Origin of the sequence: Geothrix sp., from assembly GCF_030219325.1 — a bacterium.
Taxonomy (GTDB): Bacteria; Acidobacteriota; Holophagae; order Holophagales; family Holophagaceae; genus Geothrix.
In genome coordinates, this window is the sequence record NZ_CP126625.1 from 1,601,516 (window position 1) to 1,618,751 (window position 17,236).

The window sequence follows — 17,236 nt, forward strand, 5'->3', positions numbered from 1 at the left end:
TGATTCATGACCACCCCCCGTTGGCCCTATCCCCTGCTCCGCCTCAAACCGGGCAAAGAGGCGTTGATCTCCAAGCGGCACCCCTGGGTGTTCTCGGGGGCGCTGGCCAAGCCCTCCGACGCGGCCCTGGTGCGGTTGGCGGACGATTCCGGCTGCGTGCTGGGCATCGGCACGGCCAGTCCGACGAATCCCCTGGCGGCTCGGATCTTCCGTTTCGAGGACGCGCCCCTGGACGAGGCCTTCTTCCGCGAGCGGTTCGAATCGGCCCTGGCCCTGAGGAAGGAGCTGGGCCTGTGGGATCCCGAAGGCGGCTGCCGCTGGATCTTCGGCGAGGGCGATGGCCTGCCGGGCCTGGTGGTCGATCGTTATGCCTCGGCCCTGGTGCTGCAGGTGGGCACGGCGGGCCTGGAGCTTCTGCGGGAGACCTGGTGGCCCATTCTCTTCGAGCTCGGCAAGCGCGAGGGCATCACGGCCTTCGTGGAGCGCAGCCAGTCCGGCCGCCGCGACGAGGGCCTGGATCCCGTGAACCGCCTGCTCAAGGGCAGCCTCGCGGGCCCGGTCACGGTTCGCGAAGGCGACGCCAAGCTCACCGTGGACCTGCTGCGCGGCCAGAAGACCGGCTTCTTCCTGGATCAGCGGGAGCATCGCCTGCAGCTGGGCCGGGTGTCGCAGGGCAAGCGCGTGCTCAACGCCTTCGGCTACACCGGTGGCTTCAGCATCCACGCTGGGTTGGGGGGCGCTGTGGAAGTCGCAACGCTGGACATCAGCGCCCCGGCCCTGGACCAGGCGGAGCGGGACTGGGCCGCCAACGGCCTGGATCCGGCCTCGCACATCCGCATGGAGGGTGATGCCTTCGAGCTCATGCGGCAGCTGGAGCCCCTGGGTTGGGACCGCGTCATCGTGGATCCGCCCGCCTTCGCCAAACAGCGCAAGGACGTGGACAAGGCCTTCAAGGCCTACAAGGACGTCTTCCGCCTGGGCGCCCGCGCCACCGCGCCCGGCGGCATGCTCTGGTGCTTCTCCTGCAGCCAGCACCTGGACCGCACCCGCTTCCAGGAAGCCGTGTGGACCGCGCTGCTCGAAGCCGGCCGCGAAGCCCGCGTGCTGGCACACCTGGGTCAGCCGTCGGATCATCCCTACGCCCTGAACCATCCCGAGGGGTTCTACCTCAAGGGGTTGTGGCTGAGCGTGGGTTAGCCCAAGCGCTCCACGGCCTCATCCACGCCCTTGGCATGCAGGGCGCCCAGGTTCAAGTCGAGCAGGTGGCTCAGCTTCACGTTGCCCATGGCGCCGAGCATGGAGGCCTTCAGCCGCGGGATGCTGCCTTCCATGGAGCCAATGAGTTCCTTCACCTGCTTGCGGCGGCTCTCGAGGCTGGAGCAGCCGCAGAGGGGGCAGCCGCAGGGCACGATGGGGAAGCCCCGCAGCCAGGCGTAGCGCTGCAGATCCTTCTCCTCGCAGGTGCCCAGGGGACGGATGACGGTGTTGGCGCCGTCGTCGCTCACGAGGCGCAGAGGCATGGTGCTGAGGCGCCCCTCGAAGAACAGGTTGATGAGCAGCGTCTCGATCAGGTCGTCCAGGTGGTGGCCCAGGGCGATCTTGGTGTAGCCGTGCTGCTTGGCGAAGGAGTAGAGCACCCCGCGCCGCAGCCGCGAACAGATGATGCAGGGCAGCTCCTCGGGCTTGCTGCGCACCATCTTGTCGATGGGGGCGGGGATCACGTGGTGGGGCACGCCCAGGCGTTCACAGACCTCGGCGATGGGATCGGGGTTGAACTGGGGGAAGCCCGGATCCACCGTGGCGGCTTCCACGGCGAAGGTCACGGGAGCCCGCTTCCGCAGCCGCTCCAGCACGTCCAGCAGGGCCCAGGAGTCCTTGCCGCCGCTGACGGCCACGAGGATGCGGTCGCCGTCCTCGATCAGGTTGTAGGCAGCGTTGGTTTCGCCGAGGCGCCGCGCGAGCTTCCGCTCCAGCTTGGGCAGGGTCTTGAGGTCAGCCTCGGTGGGTGGCAGGGCCAGGCTGGGCAGGGCGCAGGGATTGCTCACATCACGCCGCAGGCTTTGCGCTCACCCCGTACAATCTGGCCCTGGACGTCCTTCACGTATTCGGGGCAGGTGCAGTCGGGGCAGGTGTTGCTGGAGGTCTCGGAACACAGGTCCGCGAAGGTGACCTTCTCCATGAAGGCGGAGATGTGGTCGTTCAGCCGGTTCCAGAGCAGCTTGCTCATGCGTTCGTCGGCCAACAGCGTCTTGTTGGCGGTCCTGGGATCTTCCTTGGCGGCGGCATAGAAGCTGCTGTCCGTGAGGCGCAGCACCTCGCCCACGCTCACCTGGTTGCAGGGCCGCGTGAGGATGTAGCCGCCCTTGGGGCCACGGACGCTGGCGACGACACCGGCCTTCTTGAGCTTGTTGAAGATCTGTTCGAGGAAGGGCAGGGAGAGCTTCTGGCGCTCGGCGATCACGTGCAGGGGCACCGGCTGGCCGTGGCTGTGGTGAGCCAGGTCGAACAGGGCCTGCATGCTGTACCTGCCTCGGGCCGAGATCTTCACGAAGGGTGCTCCAGACTCCAGGCTAGTATTCCTGAGTGAATGAGTCAAGTTTATGAGCCTGGCTAGACTCGATTCCGGAGATCCCCATGAGAGCCGTCGTTCTGGCCTTGGCCACTTCCGTTCTGCTGGCACGGCAGCCGGCCGTCGTGGCGGCTCCTCCGCCCGGGGCGCTCCCCGCGGGACCCCTGCTGGATACCCGCGACGGCCAGCCGCTGCTGCTCGGCGAGACGACGGCCAAGGCCATCCTGGCCCACCGGGCGGCGTACCGCGACAACCTGGCCAAGGTGAAGGTGAACGCCAAGGTGAAGGCCCGCTGGCTGGCCGTCCGGCATCCTTTCACGCTGGTGGTGGCGTTCGGCTCCTGGTGCGCCGACAGCCAATACCACCTGCCGTACCTGCTGGCCCTGGAGGCGGACCCGAACCCCTTCATCGAGGTGTGCTACCTCGGCGTGAACCGGGACAAGAAGCTGGACCCCGGCGCCTGGCCGAAGGGTGTGGAACCCCAGGCTTTGCACCGTGTGCCGACCTTCTACCTGTTCGCCACCCAGCCCGGTGGCGCCCAGAAGCTGATGGGAACCGTGGTGGAGAACCCTCCCCGCGAGGGGCAGAGCATGGCCGAGGCACTGGTGGAGCTGGTGGAGGCGGCCACAAAGGCGCTTTAGCCCAGTATTCACGGGGAACGGCAGGCAACCGATGAAGTGGGCACCATGCGTTGGCGCTCCTTCATCCTGGCATTCAGCCTGCTCTCGGGCCTGTGGTCCGGGGACAGGGTCCTTGTGGGGGTGGACGAATGGACCACGCTGAACCCCCTGCTGGCAGGCCAGGATTCCGATTTCGAAGCGCTGGATCTCCTCTTCGATCGCCTGGTGACCATTGATGCCAAGGGGAACTACATACCTGAGCTGCTGGAGTCCTGGGTCATTCTCAGGGGCGGGCGGGAGGTGGTCCTCAAGCTCCGGCCCGGCATGACCTGGCACGATGGGAAACCCATCGAAGCCGCAGACGTGGTGTTCACATGGACGGCACTCCGGCTGCCCCGCGTGAGGCAGATCGCCGACACGGCCGGTGGCGTGACGAGCCTCGACAGCCTGACCGCCGAGGGTCCATTGACGGTGAGAATCAGGCTGAAGCGCCCCCGGGGCACCCTGCTGAACGACCTGTACAACTTCATCCCTGTTCCCAGGCATCTCTACCAGGTGGGCGCCAAGCCGAAGGATGCCCCCGTGAACTTCCAGCCGGTGGGGTCCGGGCCCTACCGGCTGGTGGGCACCGCCACGACCAAGCGGTTTGCCATGGTGCGCTGGGACGGCTACCACGGGGTCCACCCGGGCAAGGCCCTTTCATTCGAATACTGGGATGCCCCGAGAGACAAGACGCTCCTTCCCAACTTCGAAGCGGAGAAGGTCCACTACTCGAAAGCCAGCCAGCTTCCCCACTACCTGGTGCGCAAAGGCGCCCAGGGTAGCGGCCTGGTGCAGCCGATCTCGGTGCCCTATGCCTCCATCGGCGCCTACTTCCTGAACTGCGACCCCAAGCGCAGCCTGCTCGGTGATCTGGCCCTGAGACAGGTCATCGGGGAGCTCTCACCCTGGCGGGACCTGGCGCGGGCCAGGCGCTTCTTCCCGAGCCGACTCGCCAAGGGCTTCTGGCCGCCGGAAAGCTGGGCCCACGATCCGGAGCCGCGTCCCTTGCCCCAGGTGGATCGGGCCATGGCCATCCTGGATGCGGGCGGATGGAGGCCGGGGCCGGATGGCGTCCGCCGGGATGCGAAGGGCCGGCGTCTCGACCTGGTGCTCTACGAGCCCATCTCCCCCGTCCGTCCGAGTGCGGCTCATCTGCTGGCGGCGCAGGCGGCCCGGGTGGGGATGCACATCGAGGTCCGGACCATTTCGTTCGCGGACTTGACCGACAAGGCTTCGAACCATGACGGGGACATCTGGAACTTCGGATGGACCCTGGCCCTGGACCCCGACGTGGACAGCCCCCTGTTCACGCTCGAGGGATACCGGACCCGCGCGAACGTGAGCAGCTACCTGAACCCGGAGATCGATCGCCTGTTTGATGCCGGACGGCACACCCTCGATCCGGAGGCCCGGAAGCGCGTCTATCGGGAGATCTCACGCCTGATCGATCGGGACAAGCCCATCATCCCGATCGACTATTCGCAGACCCGGGTGCTGGTCCACCGGCGTCTCCAGGGGGTCACCTTCAACCTGCTGGGCCAGAGCTACGGCTTCTGGCCAGGACGGCGCGGCTGGATGCTGGAAGGCTCCTGATGCGCGGACTGCTGGCCTGTCTCTTCGCGGCGCTCTCCCTGGGGGCGCAGCCCATCTCGGTGGCGCTGGACAAGCCGGTCATGAGCCTGAATCCCCTCCTGCTCTCCCGTGAGGTCGAGGTCCAGGTGGTGGATCTGGTCTTCGACCGGCTGGTGGCCTTGGATGAACGCGGCGAGTTCGTCCCCCAGCTGCTCGAGGGGTGGGAGATCTCAAAGGATGGGCGGAATGTCCTGCTGAAGCTCCGCCCCGGCCTGACCTGGCAGGATGGCTCTCCCATCGAGGCCGAAGACCTGGTGGCAACCTGGCGCATGCTGTCGCTGCCCCAGGTGCGGAAGGTCAACGACCTGGTCGGCGTCCGCACCCTGGATAGCCTGGTGGCCGAAGGGCCGCATCGGGTGAGGATCCGCCTGAAGGCGGCCCGCGCCTCCCTGCTGTCGGATCTGTACAACTTCCAGCCCGTTCCCCGCCGGCGCTATGCGCAGGGCTCCGAAGAGCTGAAGCACCCCTTGAACTACGCACCCATCGGATCGGGGCCCTACCGCGTCCTGCCCGGCGCCCATGCGACGGAGATCCAGCTCCAGCTGTGGAGCGGCTACCACGGATCGCATCCTGGCCGCTGGGATGCATTCCGCTTCCGGGTCCAGCCACAGGACAAGGCCGAGTACGGAAGGCAGCTCCGGGCGCGGGAGTACCACTTCGGCGAGCTCGACTGGTTCCGCCACTACCTGCTTCGACGGGGCGCCTTTGGCGATGGCAGCCTCATCGCCCAATCCACGCCGTTGTCCTCGTTCAACACGTTCTGGTTCAACTGCAATCCCGAACGGAGCCTCCTGGGCGACGTGCGGCTGCGGAGGGCGCTCGCGGAGGCCCTGCCCTGGGAGTTCCTCAAGGCCCAGCGGAGGCTCCGGGCCGAGCGGCTGGCATCGAGCCTCTGGCCGCCCCAGAGCTGGGCCTTCGATCAGGCGGTGGCACCCCTCCCTCGGGCGGAACGGGCGGCGGCCATGCTGGAAGCGGCCGGCTGGAGGCTGGGTCCGGACGGGGTCCGCCGGGACGCCAAGGGGCGCCTGCTCCATCTCGTCATGTTCTCCGCCTGGGGCTACTCGGGACGGGACCATGCCGATGCCTTCTGCGATGCCCTCCGCAAGGTCGGAGTCGAGATCGATCTGCGGCGCACGCCCGTCGATGAGCCCTACACCATGTCCACCAAGGGGGAGGGGGACATCTGGGACTACGCCTGGAACACCGGTCTGGATCCGGACAATGAAAGCCCGCTGTTCTCGTCGGACGGCATTGCCAGCGGCAGCAATGTCACTGGATACCGGAACCCGGAGGTGGACCGCCTGTTCGAGAGGGGACGGCACGAACTGGACCCGGTTCGGCGACGGAGCCTCTACCTGAAGATCAACGAGCTCATCCAGAATGACCAGCCGTTGCTTCAGCTGACCTACGGCGTGGCCTACCTGGTCCTGGACCGGCGCCTGCGTGGCGTCGGATTCAATCCGCTCGGGCAGACCTACGGCTACGTGCCCGGTCGGCGGGGCTGGTGGCTGGATGGGTGATGGCGCCCGGTGTCAGAGCCGGTCGAAGCGGATGATCTCCACCTTGCCGGGCTTGGACTTGGGGGCCTCATCGCGCTCGCGTTCGGGGCGGGCTTCCCGCTCAGGACGGGCTTCCCGTTCCGGGCGGGCCTCGCGATGGGGGCGGGCCTCATGGCGGCGGGGCTGCTCGGGTGGGGGCTCCGGCCGGGGGGCGGCCTTGGGTGCTGCAGGCATGGGGGCCTGGCGTTCCCGGCCGGCCCAGACGGCACCCACCTGTTTGATGCGATCCACGAGCCGGGCCGGCTCCAGCACCTGGATGCCGTCGCCGAACTGCATGGCCCAGCGCGCGATGGCCCGGAGGTCCGTGGCGGAGAAGGTGACCAGGGCCTGGCCATCACCCTGATCCTCCAGCTTGAAGCTGGGGAAGGCGGGAGGCGCCTGTTTCACGGCGAAGACCCACTGCTTCGCCAGGCTGGCCTTCACGGCGATGGGTTCTCCACCCAGCCAGCCACCGATCTGGTTGGCGGGCGTGCCCTCGGCGTAGGGGCCCTGGGCCGCGCGGCCGACGCCCTCGACGGCATTGACCTCCGCCAGCAGGTCGACGCAGTGATGGCGCTCGGCGTTGTAGCGGCGGTCCCAGCCCCAGGCGTACCAGGCCTGGCTGAGGGCGTCGAAGGTGAGGTGCCGGGGTTCGAAGGTGCGGGGCGCATTGGCCTCGGCATCCGCGAAGATGAATTCCACGGCCCGGCCTTCGCAGATCGCGGTCAGGATGGCCTGGGCCAGGGGGGTCAGGACGGGAGAGGCCGGCGCCTTCACCACGGCTGGCTTGGGCTCGGGAGCAGGCTGGGCGGGGACCTCAGCGCTGGTTTCAACGGTCTTGGCCGCAGCCTTGGACGCCTTGGTTTTCGAAGGCGCCTTGGCAGCGGGCTTGGCCTTCGGCTCAGCGGCCTTGGTCTCGGCAACCTCGGTTTCGGCCACCTTGGGCTCGACGATCTTGGCTTCGGCCTTCTTGGCAGCGGCCTTTTTGGCCGGGGCGGCCTTGCTCTTGGGGACGGCTTCCTCCACCTTCTCGGTGGTGCTCACGGGCTTCTTGCGGGGGGTCTTGGTCACGGCCATGGGTGTCAGGCTCCTGGCCCATCATCACCCATTCCCGCCGGCAGGGTCCACCTCGCAATTCGGCCGCGGAGGTTCTCAGCCGCCGGAGCGCGGGTGCAGCTGGTCGTAGAGGGCGCGCAGGCGGGCCTGATGGACGTGGGTGTAGATCTGGGTCGTGCTGATGTCGGCGTGGCCGAGCATGGCCTGGACGGCGCGGAGGTCGGCGCCGTGATCCAGCAGGTGGGTGGCGAAGGCATGGCGGAGCACGTGGGGGCTCACGGCCGCGGCGCGGAGTCCTGCGGTACGCGCATAGCCTTTGAGCAGGCGCCAGAGGTGCTGGCGGGTGAGACCCTCGCCGCGCTGGCCCACGAAGAGCTCGCCACCCTTGGGCTTGAAGCCGGGCCGCAGGGTGAGCCAGGTCCGGATCCAGCGCTCCGCACCGGTGCCGAAGGGGATGAGCCGCTCCTTGCGGCCCTTGCCCGTCACCTTCAGGAAGCCCTCATCGAGGAACACGGACAAGGCCGGAAGCCCCGCCAGCTCGGAGACGCGCAGGCCCGAGGCGTAGAGGAGCTCCAGCCAGGCACGGTCCCGCACCCCCAGTGCCGTGGTCGTATCCGGGGCGTTGAGCAGGGCCTCGACCTGGCTTTCCCCCAGGGTGCGGGGCAGGATCCTTGGCGGTCGGGGCGGTTTCACGATGGCCTCGGGCCCCGCCCCGCCACCGCCCTCCATGCGGAGGAAGGTCAGGAAGGCCCGGAGGCTCGAACTCATCCGGGCGAGGCTGCGGGGCGCCTTGCCCGTGGCCTGCTGGGAAACGAGGAACGCCGTGAGCTGGTCGCGGGTGAGGGCCTCGGCAGGAACCTCCTGATCGCAGGCCCAGGCCGCCAGGTGGTTCAGGTCCGAGATGTAGCCCGACGTGGTATTGCCGGACAGGCCCCGCTCCACGGCCAGGTAGGTACGGAATTCCAGCAGGCTGGCGCTCCAGCCGAGGGGCCAGCCGTGTTCGGGTTCCTCGACAGTCCGGGGACGGGGCATGCCTCCATCCTCCATGGCTGGCAGGCAGGCGCAATCCATCTGTTCTTCAGGATTTGGAATCGGTGCTTTACCCAGGGTTTGGAAAATCGGCCCGGGGTGTGTTAGGGTTTCCAGGTTCGTTTGGAGGAGCCCCCGATGGCTGATGTGCGCAAGAAGGTCATTGCTATTATCGCTGAGCAGCTGGCCAAGCCCGAAGATTCCATTTCCGAATCCAGCCACTTCGTGGACGATCTCGGCGCCGACAGTCTCGATACCGTCGAGATCATCATGGCGATCGAGGAGGCCTTCAGCCTCGAGATCCCCGAGAGCGAGCAGGAGAAGATCCGCACCGTGGGCGATGCGATCTCCTACATCGAGAAGCACGCGAAGGCTTGATCCTTACGCGTATTGACGTGCCGCAGCGCCCCCCATGGCCCTGCGGCACGTTTGTTTTCCCGAGCCTACCCGAGGTGAACCCATGACCAGGACCGTCCAACGCCGCCGCGTCGTCATCACCGGCATGGGGACCGTGAACCCCTGCGGCCTCACTGTGCCCGAGACCTGGGACAACCTGCTGGCCGGCAGGAGCGGCATCGCCACCATCGACCGCTTCGACGTCACCGATTTCGCCTGCAAGATCGCGGGCCAGGTGAAGGGTTTCAACCCCGATCTGTTCATCGACAAGAAGGAACAGAAGAAGATGGACATCTTCATCCACTACGCCCTGGGCGCGGCCCATGAGGCCTGGGTGGATGCGGGCTTCGACCAGGTCGAGCTCACCAAGGCCGAGCGCGAGGTGTTCGGCACCTACATCGGCAGCGGCATCGGCGGCCTCAGCACCATCTGGGACGAGGCCAACGGCTACCGCGGTCCCCGCCGCACCAGCCCCTTCTTCATCCCCAGCCTCATCGTGAATCTCGCCAGTGGCCAGGCCAGCATCAAGTACGGCCTGCAGGGCCCCAACAGCGCCGTGGCCACCGCCTGCGCCACGGGCGCCCACGCCATCGGCGACGCGGCGCGGCTCATCGCCTTCGGCTACGCGGACCGCATGATGGCTGGGGGCAGCGACTCCGTGGTGAACCAGCTGGGCGTGGGCGGCTTCGCCGCCATGCGCGCCCTCAGCACCCGCAATGATGAGCCCGAGCGCGCCTCCCGGCCCTTCGACGTGGATCGCGACGGCTTCGTCATGGGTGAAGGCGCAGGCATCGTGATCCTCGAAGAGTACGAACTGGCCAAGGCCCGGGGCGCCAAGATCTACGCCGAAGTGGCCGGCTACGGCATGAGTGGCGACGCCAACCACATCACGACGCCCGCCCCCGAGGGCGAGGGCGGCCAGCGCGTCATGCGCGCGGCCATCAAGGATGCGGACATCGCTCCCGAGCAGGTGGGGTACGTCAACATGCACGGCACCAGCACCCCCGTGGGCGACAAGCTGGAGTGCCTGGCCATCCAGAGGGTCTTCGGCGACCACGCGAAGCAGATCAAGGTGAGCAGCTCCAAGTCCATGCACGGCCACCTGCTGGGTGCCGCCGGCGGGCTGGAGACCATCGTGGCCGTCATGGCCGTCAAGACCGGGAAGATCCCCCCCACCATCAACGTGGACAACCAGGACCCCGAGTGCGACCTGGACGTCACGCCGAACGTGGCCGGCACCTTCGACTCCGAATACGCCATGAACAATGGTTTCGGCTTCGGCGGCACCAATGGATGCCTGATCCTGCGAAAGGTCTGAGGGGTCGGCCTGGGATACGAATGAAAGGCGAAAATAGTCCTTCCTGTCCCCGGGCCTTGGTGGTTTTCTAGTCTCCCATGGCCAAGGCGATTCCCTTCAAGCTCGTCGCGCCCTACTCACCTGCGGGTGACCAGCCGGAGGCCATCGCGCAGCTGGTGGAGGGGCTGCAGCGCGGGGACCGATGCCAGACCCTGCTGGGGGTGACGGGTTCGGGGAAGACCTACACCATGGCCAGCACCATCGCGCGGGCCGGGCGGCCGGCGCTGATCTTCGCGCCCAACAAGACCCTGGCGGCCCAGCTCTTCAGCGAGTTCAAGCAGTTCTTCCCCGAGAATGCCGTCGAGTACTTCGTCAGCTACTACGACTACTACCAGCCCGAGGCCTACGTGCCCGAGCGGGACCTGTTCATCGACAAGGACGCCAAGATCAACGAGGAGCTGGAGAAGCTCCGCCTCAGCGCCACCCGATGCCTGCTGGAGCGCCGCGACACCATCGTGATCGCCTCCGTGAGCTGCATCTACGGCCTGGGCGATCCCAGCTCGTACCTGAACCTGTCCGTGACGCTGAAGCAGGGCCAGTCCATCGACCGGGCCATGCTCCTGCGGGATCTGGTGGCCATCCAGTACCAGCGCAACCACCTCAGCTTCGAGCCGGGCATCTTCCGAGTGCGGGGCGACGTGGTGGAGGTCTACCCCGCCTACGAAGACGTGGCCTACCGGATCGAGCTGTGGGGCGACGAGGTGGAGCGCCTGTCCAAGATCGACCCCCTGCGCGGCGTGGTGATCGAGAAGCTGGACGACCTCACCATCTGGCCCAAGACCCACTACGTGACCCCCGAGGAGAAGCTCAAGGCCGCCATCCGTGACATCAAGGTGGAGCTGGAGGAACAGGAGAACGAGTTCCGGGCGCAGGGCAAGATCGTCGAGCTGCAGCGGCTCCACCAGCGCGTCATCTACGACGTGGAAATGATGAAGGAGATGGGCGTCTGCAGCGGCATCGAGAACTACAGCCGCTTCCTGGACGGCCGCCAGCCGGGCCAGCCGCCGCACACGCTGCTGGACTACTTCCCCGAGGACTTCATCGTCTTCATGGACGAGAGCCACGTGGCCACGGGCCAGCTCCACGGCATGTACAACGGGGACCGCTCCCGGAAGACGACCCTCGTTGACTACGGGTTCCGACTCCCATCAGCGCTCGATAACCGCCCTCTCAAATTCGAAGAATTTGAGAGCAGGGTCAAACAGGTGGTTTATGTCTCCGCCACCCCGGGCGACTACGAGCTGCAGCAGAGCGGAGGGGCTTTCGTGGAGCAGGTGGTGCGCCCCACCGGGCTGGTGGACCCGATGGTGGAGGTGCGGCCCGTGGGCACCCAGGTGGACGACCTGCTGGAGGAGATCCGGAAGGTGGTGGCCCGGGACGAGCGGGTGCTGGTGACGGTGCTCACCAAGAAGCTGGCGGAGCAGCTCACGGCCTACTACCAGGAGCTGGGCGTGAAGGCCGAGTACCTGCACAGCGAGATCGACACCCTGGAGCGGGTGGAGCTGCTGAAGAACCTGCGTCGCGGCGTGTTCGACGTGCTCGTGGGCATCAACCTCCTGCGGGAGGGACTGGACCTGCCCGAAGTGAGCCTGGTGGCCATCCTGGACGCCGACAAGGAGGGCTTCCTCCGCAACACCCGCAGCCTCATCCAGACCATCGGCCGGGCGGCCCGCAACGTCGCGGGGAAGGCCATCCTCTATGCCGACGTCATGACCGGCTCCATGAAGCAGGCCATCGGCGAGACCGAGCGGCGCCGCAACAAGCAGCTGGCCCACAATCTGGAACATGGCATCACCCCCGAAACCGTGAAGCGCAACCTGGACGATGTCATGGGCGAGGCCCTGGCCCGGGAGTTCATCAACGTCACCAAGGAGGAGAGGGCCGCCGAGGAGCCGCTGCTCTACCTCGAAGACAAGCACTTCGAGCGCGAAGTCGCCAAGCTCGAAAAGCGCATGAAGGAGCTGGCGTCACAGATGAAGTTTGAGGATGCGGCGGAATTACGCGACCGGATCCTGCGTGCCCGGCGCGAACGGCTGCTGGACATCTCTGGTGTGGCAGCCACGGGACCGGAAAGCTGAGGCGGCAGGGGACCCTGCGGCTCTTTTTTGGGTGCGCCTAGCGCAGGTGGCGCTCGAGCCAGAGGGCGGCCTTCGACCAGGCTTCGTCCCAATCGGCCGGGTCCATGGTGTGGCCGCCTTGGTAATCCAGGCAGGTGAACCTGGAAGCGGAGCCGAACCGGGAAGCGAGGTCATGGGTGAAGCGCTTCATCGGCCCCGGGGGCACCACCTCATCCCCAGCCGCCACGACCGCGAGCAGGGCCGTGCGCTCCCAGGCATCCGGGTGGAGGTGGGGCGACTCCGGGTGGTCATCCCAGTGGGGATCCGCCAGGAAGGCCAGCAAGGCGCCAACCCTGGGGTCCCGCTGGGGCGCCGCCAGGGCGGCGAAGCCCCCCATGGAGATCCCGGCGACCACGAACCGGGAGGCTCCGGATCGGCTCAGGTGGTCCACCAGGGATCGCGTTTCCCCTGCACTCTCCGCCACCAGATCGAGGAACAGGGATCGGGCCTCCGACGCCGTGGCGACGGCCATGCCATCGAGGAACCCGTCCGCCCGGAGCCCATGATGGGGTGCCTCGGGAATCAGCACGGCATAACCGGCGCCGGCCAGGTGCACCGCCTCCGGCCACTGCACGGCCATGGTGCCGCTGAGCCCGTAATGGAGGATGACCGCAGCCTTGGCGGACGCGCAGTCGCCGAGCGTCAGGGCCGGGATCGGGCCATGCGGGCCCGGGATGGTGATGGGGAGTGGCGGGGGACGCATGGGCCCGGCCTCCAGTCGCAACATGCGGACGATCTTGGCAGGGCCGGGTTCTGGTTGACCCATCCACGGGTCCGGGGGTTGCCCCGGTTTCCTCACGGGTGGTCCCTGATTCCCCCGTTCCATGGACGCGAAAGTGGCAACCTGGAACCCACCCCCGGAGCTGCCATGTGGTTTCGAACGATTCAGGTCGGCGTGATGTTCATCTGCCTCTGGGCAGGGCTCTCGGGGCAGACGAAAGCCGGCCCGTACCTGGGGCTGACCCTGCCGGGGTCCGAGGCCGCGCCCTTTGCGCCCGGGGTCCTGAACAGCGGCCTCGCCACGCGCGACATCACGCTGATGCCTGACGGGTCGCAGATCTATGTGGGCCTCTTCCTGCCGGGTTTCCGCAAGGCCGTGATCATCGAGACCCACCAGGAGGGGGATCGCTGGACCGCACCGGAAGTGGCCGCCTTCTCCCGGGATCCGCGCTGGCGTTGTCTGGAACCCTGCATCAGCCCGGACGGGCGGCGCTTCTTCTTCGTGTCGGATCGCCCGGCCGATCCCAGGGCTGACAAGCCCGGGCCATTCGGGATCTGGGTGATGGACTGGACCGGTACGGGATGGTCCGAAGCCCGCCGCCTCCCCATCGGGGTGAACGGCACCGGAAACGCCTTCTACCCCTCCATCACCCGGGAGGGCGTGCTGCACTTCCTCCAGGAGGAGGGGCAGGGCGGCTGGTTGATGCGTTCCGCGTGGAAGGATGGCGCCTGGACGGTGGCGGAGAAACTGCCGCCACCCTTCAATGCAGATCCTCGCCAGGCCAACCCGCGCGTGGACCCGGATGGCCGTTTCATCCTCGTGCCGCTGATGGGCCGCTCGGATTCCCTGGGTGGAGCCGACTACTACGGCTACTTCCGCCGGGATGACGGCACCTGGACCGGGCCGGTCCACCTGGGGCCGACGGTGAACAGTGCCGCTGGCGATGAGTACTCCATCAGCCTCAGCCCGGACGGCAAGGTGGTGTTCTTCGGCAGCAATCGGGCCCTCCCCCGGCTGGACGGGAAACCCCTGCGTTGGGCCGACATCCTTGCCGAGCGAACGCAGCCCGGGAACGGCCAGACCACGCTCTGGTGGGTGGATGCGGGATTCCTGTGGGAGATCCGAGCCAAGGCCCTGGCGTCCCCCGCGAAGTAATCAGGTGGTTCCCGCCGGGCCCGTCCCGTGAGGGAATGGACGCGATCCTTTGATCGGAGGACGGAGTCGCCCATGAAACCCTGGCTGGCGTGGTTCACTGCGGCGCTCTTGGCCGTGGGTCTTCCCTGGTGGACGGCGCCCTACAACCGCTTCACCCTGGCCCACCCGCTGTCGATCCTCGGCTGCCTCGCCTTCGTCTGCATCGCGGCCTGGGTGGCCGGATGGACGCCGCTCGGGCTGAGTCGCGGCGGTCTGGTCGTGGGTGCCGCGGTGCCCTGTGCCGTGATGGCCCGGGTGGTGGTGGACGGGATGAAGGATGCGACCTCCCACAACCTGTGGCCCTTCGAAGTGGTCTTTGCGGCGGCCTTCGGTTTCGCGCTGGCCTACGCCGCCGGACTCCTCGGCCTGCTGTGCAGACGGATGCTGCGGACGGATTGACGCACGGAACCCCGGCTTCCAACCCAGGATCCTGGATAATCGGGTGACACCAAGGAAGGGCCCCGATGAAATCTCCGCTCTGCGTTCTGATGGCCCTCAGCCTCGGGGCGGCGGCACCGCCCGTCGAACAGCACCGCGTGGCCGGTCTGAATGCCCCCGTGGAGCTGCGCCTGGACCGCTGGGGCGTGCCGCACATCTATGCGAAGAGCCGGGAGGACGCCTTCTTCGCCCAGGGCTTCAATGCGGCCCGGGACCGGCTGTGGCAGATCGACCTCTGGCGCAAGCGGGGGCTGGGTCTGTTATCCCGGGACCTGGGGCCCGAATGCCTGGAGCAGGATCGCGCCGCGCGGTTGTTCCTCTACCGCGGCGACCTGGATGCGGAATGGAAGGCCTATGGCCCCGAGGCGCACGCCATCGTGAAGGCTTTCGTCTCGGGCATCAACGCCTACGTGGGCCTGGTCCTGGCGGGGAAGGCGCCCCTTCCCGTGGAATTCCACGTCCTGCATGCGAGGCCGTCGTACTGGGCCCCTGAAGACGTGGTCCGGGTCCGCGCGCACGGACTCTTCGGGAACCTGGCCCAGGAAGTGGCGCGGGCACTGACCTACTGCCTTGGCGGCCCGGAGGCCGACGCCTTCCGCAAGCGGCTGTCCCCCCCCTGGGTGCCCATCGTCCCCGAGGGGCTGGACCTCTGCACCATCCCCCCGGAAGTCCTGCGGCCCTACGTTCTCGCCAAGGCGGACCCGATCTTCCCCGCGGCGGGTCGTGCCGTGGCGCGAATGGATCCCGTCGAAGCGGCCCTCGCCCTGCCCACCACCGCCAGCAACACCTTCGCGGTGTCCGGTTCGCACACCACCACCGGACGGCCCATCCTGGCCAACGATCCCCACCGGGAGCACCAGGTCCCCTCCCTGCGTTACCTGGCGCATCTGGTGGCACCGGGCCTGGACATCATCGGAGCGGGGGAGCCGGCCATGCCCGGCGTCTCCCTGGGCCACAACCAGCGTATTGCCGTGGGCCTCACCTACCACGCCCTGGACCAGGAGGATCTCTACGTCTACGAGACGAAGCCGGGCGACGCCGGGAGCTACCGGTACGGCTCCGGCTGGGAACCCTTCAAGGTCGTCCACGAGTCGATTCCCGTGCAGGGGCAGGCGGCGCGGGTCGCCACCCTCAAGTTCACCCGGCACGGCCCCGTGTTGTTCGAGGATCCCGGTGCCCGGCGGGCCTACGCCCTGCGGGCCGCCTGGCTGGAGCCCGGCATGGTGCCCTACCTCTCCAGCCTCCGCTACATGCGCGCCCAGACCTGGAAGGCCTTCCTGGAGGTCATGGGCCAGCACGGCCTGCCGGGGCTCAATTACCTCTACGCCGACACCCGGGGCAACATCGGGCTCGCACCCAGTGGGCTCTTCCCCAGGCGAAGCACCTGGGACGGCCTCCTGCCGGTGCCGGGGGACGGCCGCTACGAGTGGGAGGGCTGGCGCCATGGCGACCAGCTGCCTCGCTGGTTCAACCCCGCCCAGGGCTGGCTGGGTTCTGCCAATGAGATGAACCTGCCCCCGGACTACCCCTACCGGGAGCGCCGCCCCGGCTTCGAGTGGGGGGACCTGTTCCGGTACGACCGGATCCGGGAGGTGCTATCCGCGGACCGGAAGGTCTCCGTGCTGGACCTGCAGGCCCTGCAGACCGACAGCCTCAGCCTTCCGGCCCGGCGTCTCGTGCGCCTGCTCGACCCGGTATCCAGGGAGGCCGGCGATCGCCTCTCGGACGCCGTTCGCCGTTTGAAGGCCTGGGATGGGCGGGTGGACGTGGATTCTGTACCGGCCACCCTCTTTGAAGTCTGGCTGCACAAGCACCTGCGGCCCGCCGTCGTGGCCCGTGTGCTGCCCGAGCGGGTCCGGCGGCTGGCCGGAGACGGCGATCTGGGCCTCATCGTGGATCTTCTGGAGCATCCGGACGCCAGCCTCGGCAAAGATCCCGAGGCCGCCCGGCGGGACCTGCTGCAGTCCAGCCTGTCGAAGGCCGTGAAGGAGTTGGAAGAACGGCTGGGTCCAGAGGCCGACACCTGGACCTGGGGGCGCTTGCACCGGGTCCACCTCCTGCACCCTCTGTCGGACAGACTGGATGCCATCCAACGGGGGCGAATGAACCCCGAGGTGCTGCCGGTTGCCGGCAGCCACGAGACCGTGGGCAGGGCCTCGTTCCGGAACAGCACCTTCGACCTGACCGCCGGGGCCTCCGTGCGCCTGGTCATGGACGTGGGGTCCTGGGACAACTCCATGGCCACCAATGCCCCGGGTCAATCGGGCGATCCCGGCAGTCCCCACTATCAGGACCTGCTCCGGCCGTGGTCCAAGGGCCAGTACTTCCCCCTGGTGTACAGCCGGAAGGCCGTCGAGCGGGCCACCGAGCGGATCATCTGGATCCTGCCGAAGTAAGGCAAGCCACCGGTAGCGCAGGACCTCTCCCAGGCCCATGCTTCACTACCCCTGGTAAACGGGGGAGGAGCTGGGCCGTAGACCCGCCAACCCCGTCCTTCCTTTCGTCGTTCTGCTATGGCCCCGTGCGG

15 protein-coding genes are annotated in these 17,236 nt (G+C 67.7%); 10 read left to right on the top strand and 5 right to left on the bottom strand.

The window, feature by feature from the left end; translation table 11 throughout:
• Positions 1–6: 6 nt before the first annotated feature.
• Positions 7–1,197 carry a class I SAM-dependent rRNA methyltransferase gene (locus QOZ81_RS07215; protein WP_291199417.1) on the top strand — a complete coding sequence of 397 codons (1,191 nt, stop codon included), beginning with the start codon at positions 7–9 and terminating at the stop codon, positions 1,195–1,197.
• Here QOZ81_RS07215 and ttcA read toward each other — a convergent pair.
• Positions 1,194–2,045, bottom strand: a complete 852-nt coding sequence (gene ttcA, locus QOZ81_RS07220; RefSeq protein WP_291199414.1) for a tRNA 2-thiocytidine(32) synthetase TtcA — start codon at positions 2,043–2,045, stop codon at positions 1,194–1,196. The two genes, QOZ81_RS07215 and ttcA, sit on opposite strands and share 4 nt — an antisense overlap.
• On the bottom strand, positions 2,042–2,548 hold the full coding sequence (locus QOZ81_RS07225; protein ID WP_291199411.1) for an Rrf2 family transcriptional regulator: 507 nt from the start codon (positions 2,546–2,548) through the stop codon (positions 2,042–2,044). The genes ttcA and QOZ81_RS07225 overlap by 4 nt, the downstream gene beginning before the upstream one ends.
• A gap of 86 nt (positions 2,549–2,634) precedes the next feature.
• Between QOZ81_RS07225 and QOZ81_RS07230 the strand changes: the two genes are divergently transcribed.
• Genes QOZ81_RS07230 through QOZ81_RS07240 form a run of 3 tightly spaced genes read left to right on the top strand, consistent with a single transcriptional unit; the run spans position 2,635 to position 6,383 of the window.
• Positions 2,635–3,210, top strand: coding sequence for a thioredoxin family protein (locus QOZ81_RS07230; protein ID WP_291199408.1), 576 nt, complete (start codon positions 2,635–2,637; stop codon positions 3,208–3,210).
• A 45-nt stretch (positions 3,211–3,255) separates the two neighbouring features.
• Entirely contained in the window at positions 3,256–4,824 is a 1,569-nt protein-coding gene (locus QOZ81_RS07235) for an ABC transporter substrate-binding protein (RefSeq protein WP_291199405.1), read from the top strand.
• Complete coding sequence (locus QOZ81_RS07240; RefSeq protein ID WP_291199402.1) at positions 4,824–6,383, top strand: ABC transporter substrate-binding protein; 1,560 nt, start codon at positions 4,824–4,826, stop codon at positions 6,381–6,383. The genes QOZ81_RS07235 and QOZ81_RS07240 overlap by 1 nt, the downstream gene beginning before the upstream one ends.
• A 12-nt stretch (positions 6,384–6,395) precedes the next feature.
• On the opposite strand, the gene QOZ81_RS07245 is transcribed toward QOZ81_RS07240, so the two are convergent.
• Together QOZ81_RS07245 and QOZ81_RS07250 are read right to left on the bottom strand one after the other, a co-directional pair.
• On the bottom strand, positions 6,396–7,478 hold the full coding sequence (locus tag QOZ81_RS07245; RefSeq protein ID WP_291199399.1) for a helix-turn-helix transcriptional regulator: 1,083 nt from the start codon (positions 7,476–7,478) through the stop codon (positions 6,396–6,398).
• Between the two features lie 75 nt (positions 7,479–7,553).
• The gene (locus QOZ81_RS07250; RefSeq protein ID WP_291199397.1) at positions 7,554–8,489 is read right to left on the bottom strand and encodes a tyrosine recombinase; all 936 of its coding nucleotides are present in this window, start codon (positions 8,487–8,489) and stop codon (positions 7,554–7,556) included.
• A gap of 135 nt (positions 8,490–8,624) precedes the next feature.
• Between QOZ81_RS07250 and acpP the strand changes: the two genes are divergently transcribed.
• The 3 genes from acpP to uvrB all read left to right on the top strand — a co-directional run bounded on the left by acpP (position 8,625) and on the right by uvrB (position 12,317).
• Positions 8,625–8,864: an acyl carrier protein gene (acpP, locus tag QOZ81_RS07255; RefSeq protein WP_291199395.1), complete on the top strand. Its 240-nt coding sequence runs from the start codon at positions 8,625–8,627 to the stop codon at positions 8,862–8,864.
• An 82-nt stretch (positions 8,865–8,946) separates the two neighbouring features.
• Entirely contained in the window at positions 8,947–10,200 is a 1,254-nt protein-coding gene (fabF, locus tag QOZ81_RS07260) for a beta-ketoacyl-ACP synthase II (protein ID WP_291199392.1), read from the top strand.
• Positions 10,201–10,277: 77 nt separating this feature from the next.
• Positions 10,278–12,317 carry an excinuclease ABC subunit UvrB gene (gene uvrB / locus QOZ81_RS07265; RefSeq protein ID WP_291199389.1) on the top strand — a complete coding sequence of 680 codons (2,040 nt, stop codon included), beginning with the start codon at positions 10,278–10,280 and terminating at the stop codon, positions 12,315–12,317.
• Positions 12,318–12,354: 37 nt separating this feature from the next.
• On the opposite strand, the gene QOZ81_RS07270 is transcribed toward uvrB, so the two are convergent.
• Positions 12,355–13,059: an alpha/beta hydrolase family protein gene (locus QOZ81_RS07270; RefSeq protein ID WP_291199386.1), complete on the bottom strand. Its 705-nt coding sequence runs from the start codon at positions 13,057–13,059 to the stop codon at positions 12,355–12,357.
• A 165-nt stretch (positions 13,060–13,224) separates the two neighbouring features.
• Here QOZ81_RS07270 and QOZ81_RS07275 point away from each other — a divergent pair, with 165 nt between their 5' ends.
• The 3 genes from QOZ81_RS07275 to QOZ81_RS07285 all read left to right on the top strand — a co-directional run bounded on the left by QOZ81_RS07275 (position 13,225) and on the right by QOZ81_RS07285 (position 17,105).
• Positions 13,225–14,232 carry a hypothetical protein gene (locus tag QOZ81_RS07275; RefSeq protein ID WP_291199383.1) on the top strand — a complete coding sequence of 336 codons (1,008 nt, stop codon included), beginning with the start codon at positions 13,225–13,227 and terminating at the stop codon, positions 14,230–14,232.
• A 72-nt stretch (positions 14,233–14,304) separates the two neighbouring features.
• Positions 14,305–14,670, top strand: coding sequence for a hypothetical protein (locus tag QOZ81_RS07280; protein ID WP_291199380.1), 366 nt, complete (start codon positions 14,305–14,307; stop codon positions 14,668–14,670).
• Positions 14,671–14,735: 65 nt separating this feature from the next.
• Positions 14,736–17,105: a penicillin acylase family protein gene (locus QOZ81_RS07285; protein WP_291199377.1), complete on the top strand. Its 2,370-nt coding sequence runs from the start codon at positions 14,736–14,738 to the stop codon at positions 17,103–17,105.
• Positions 17,106–17,236: the final 131 nt, after the last annotated feature.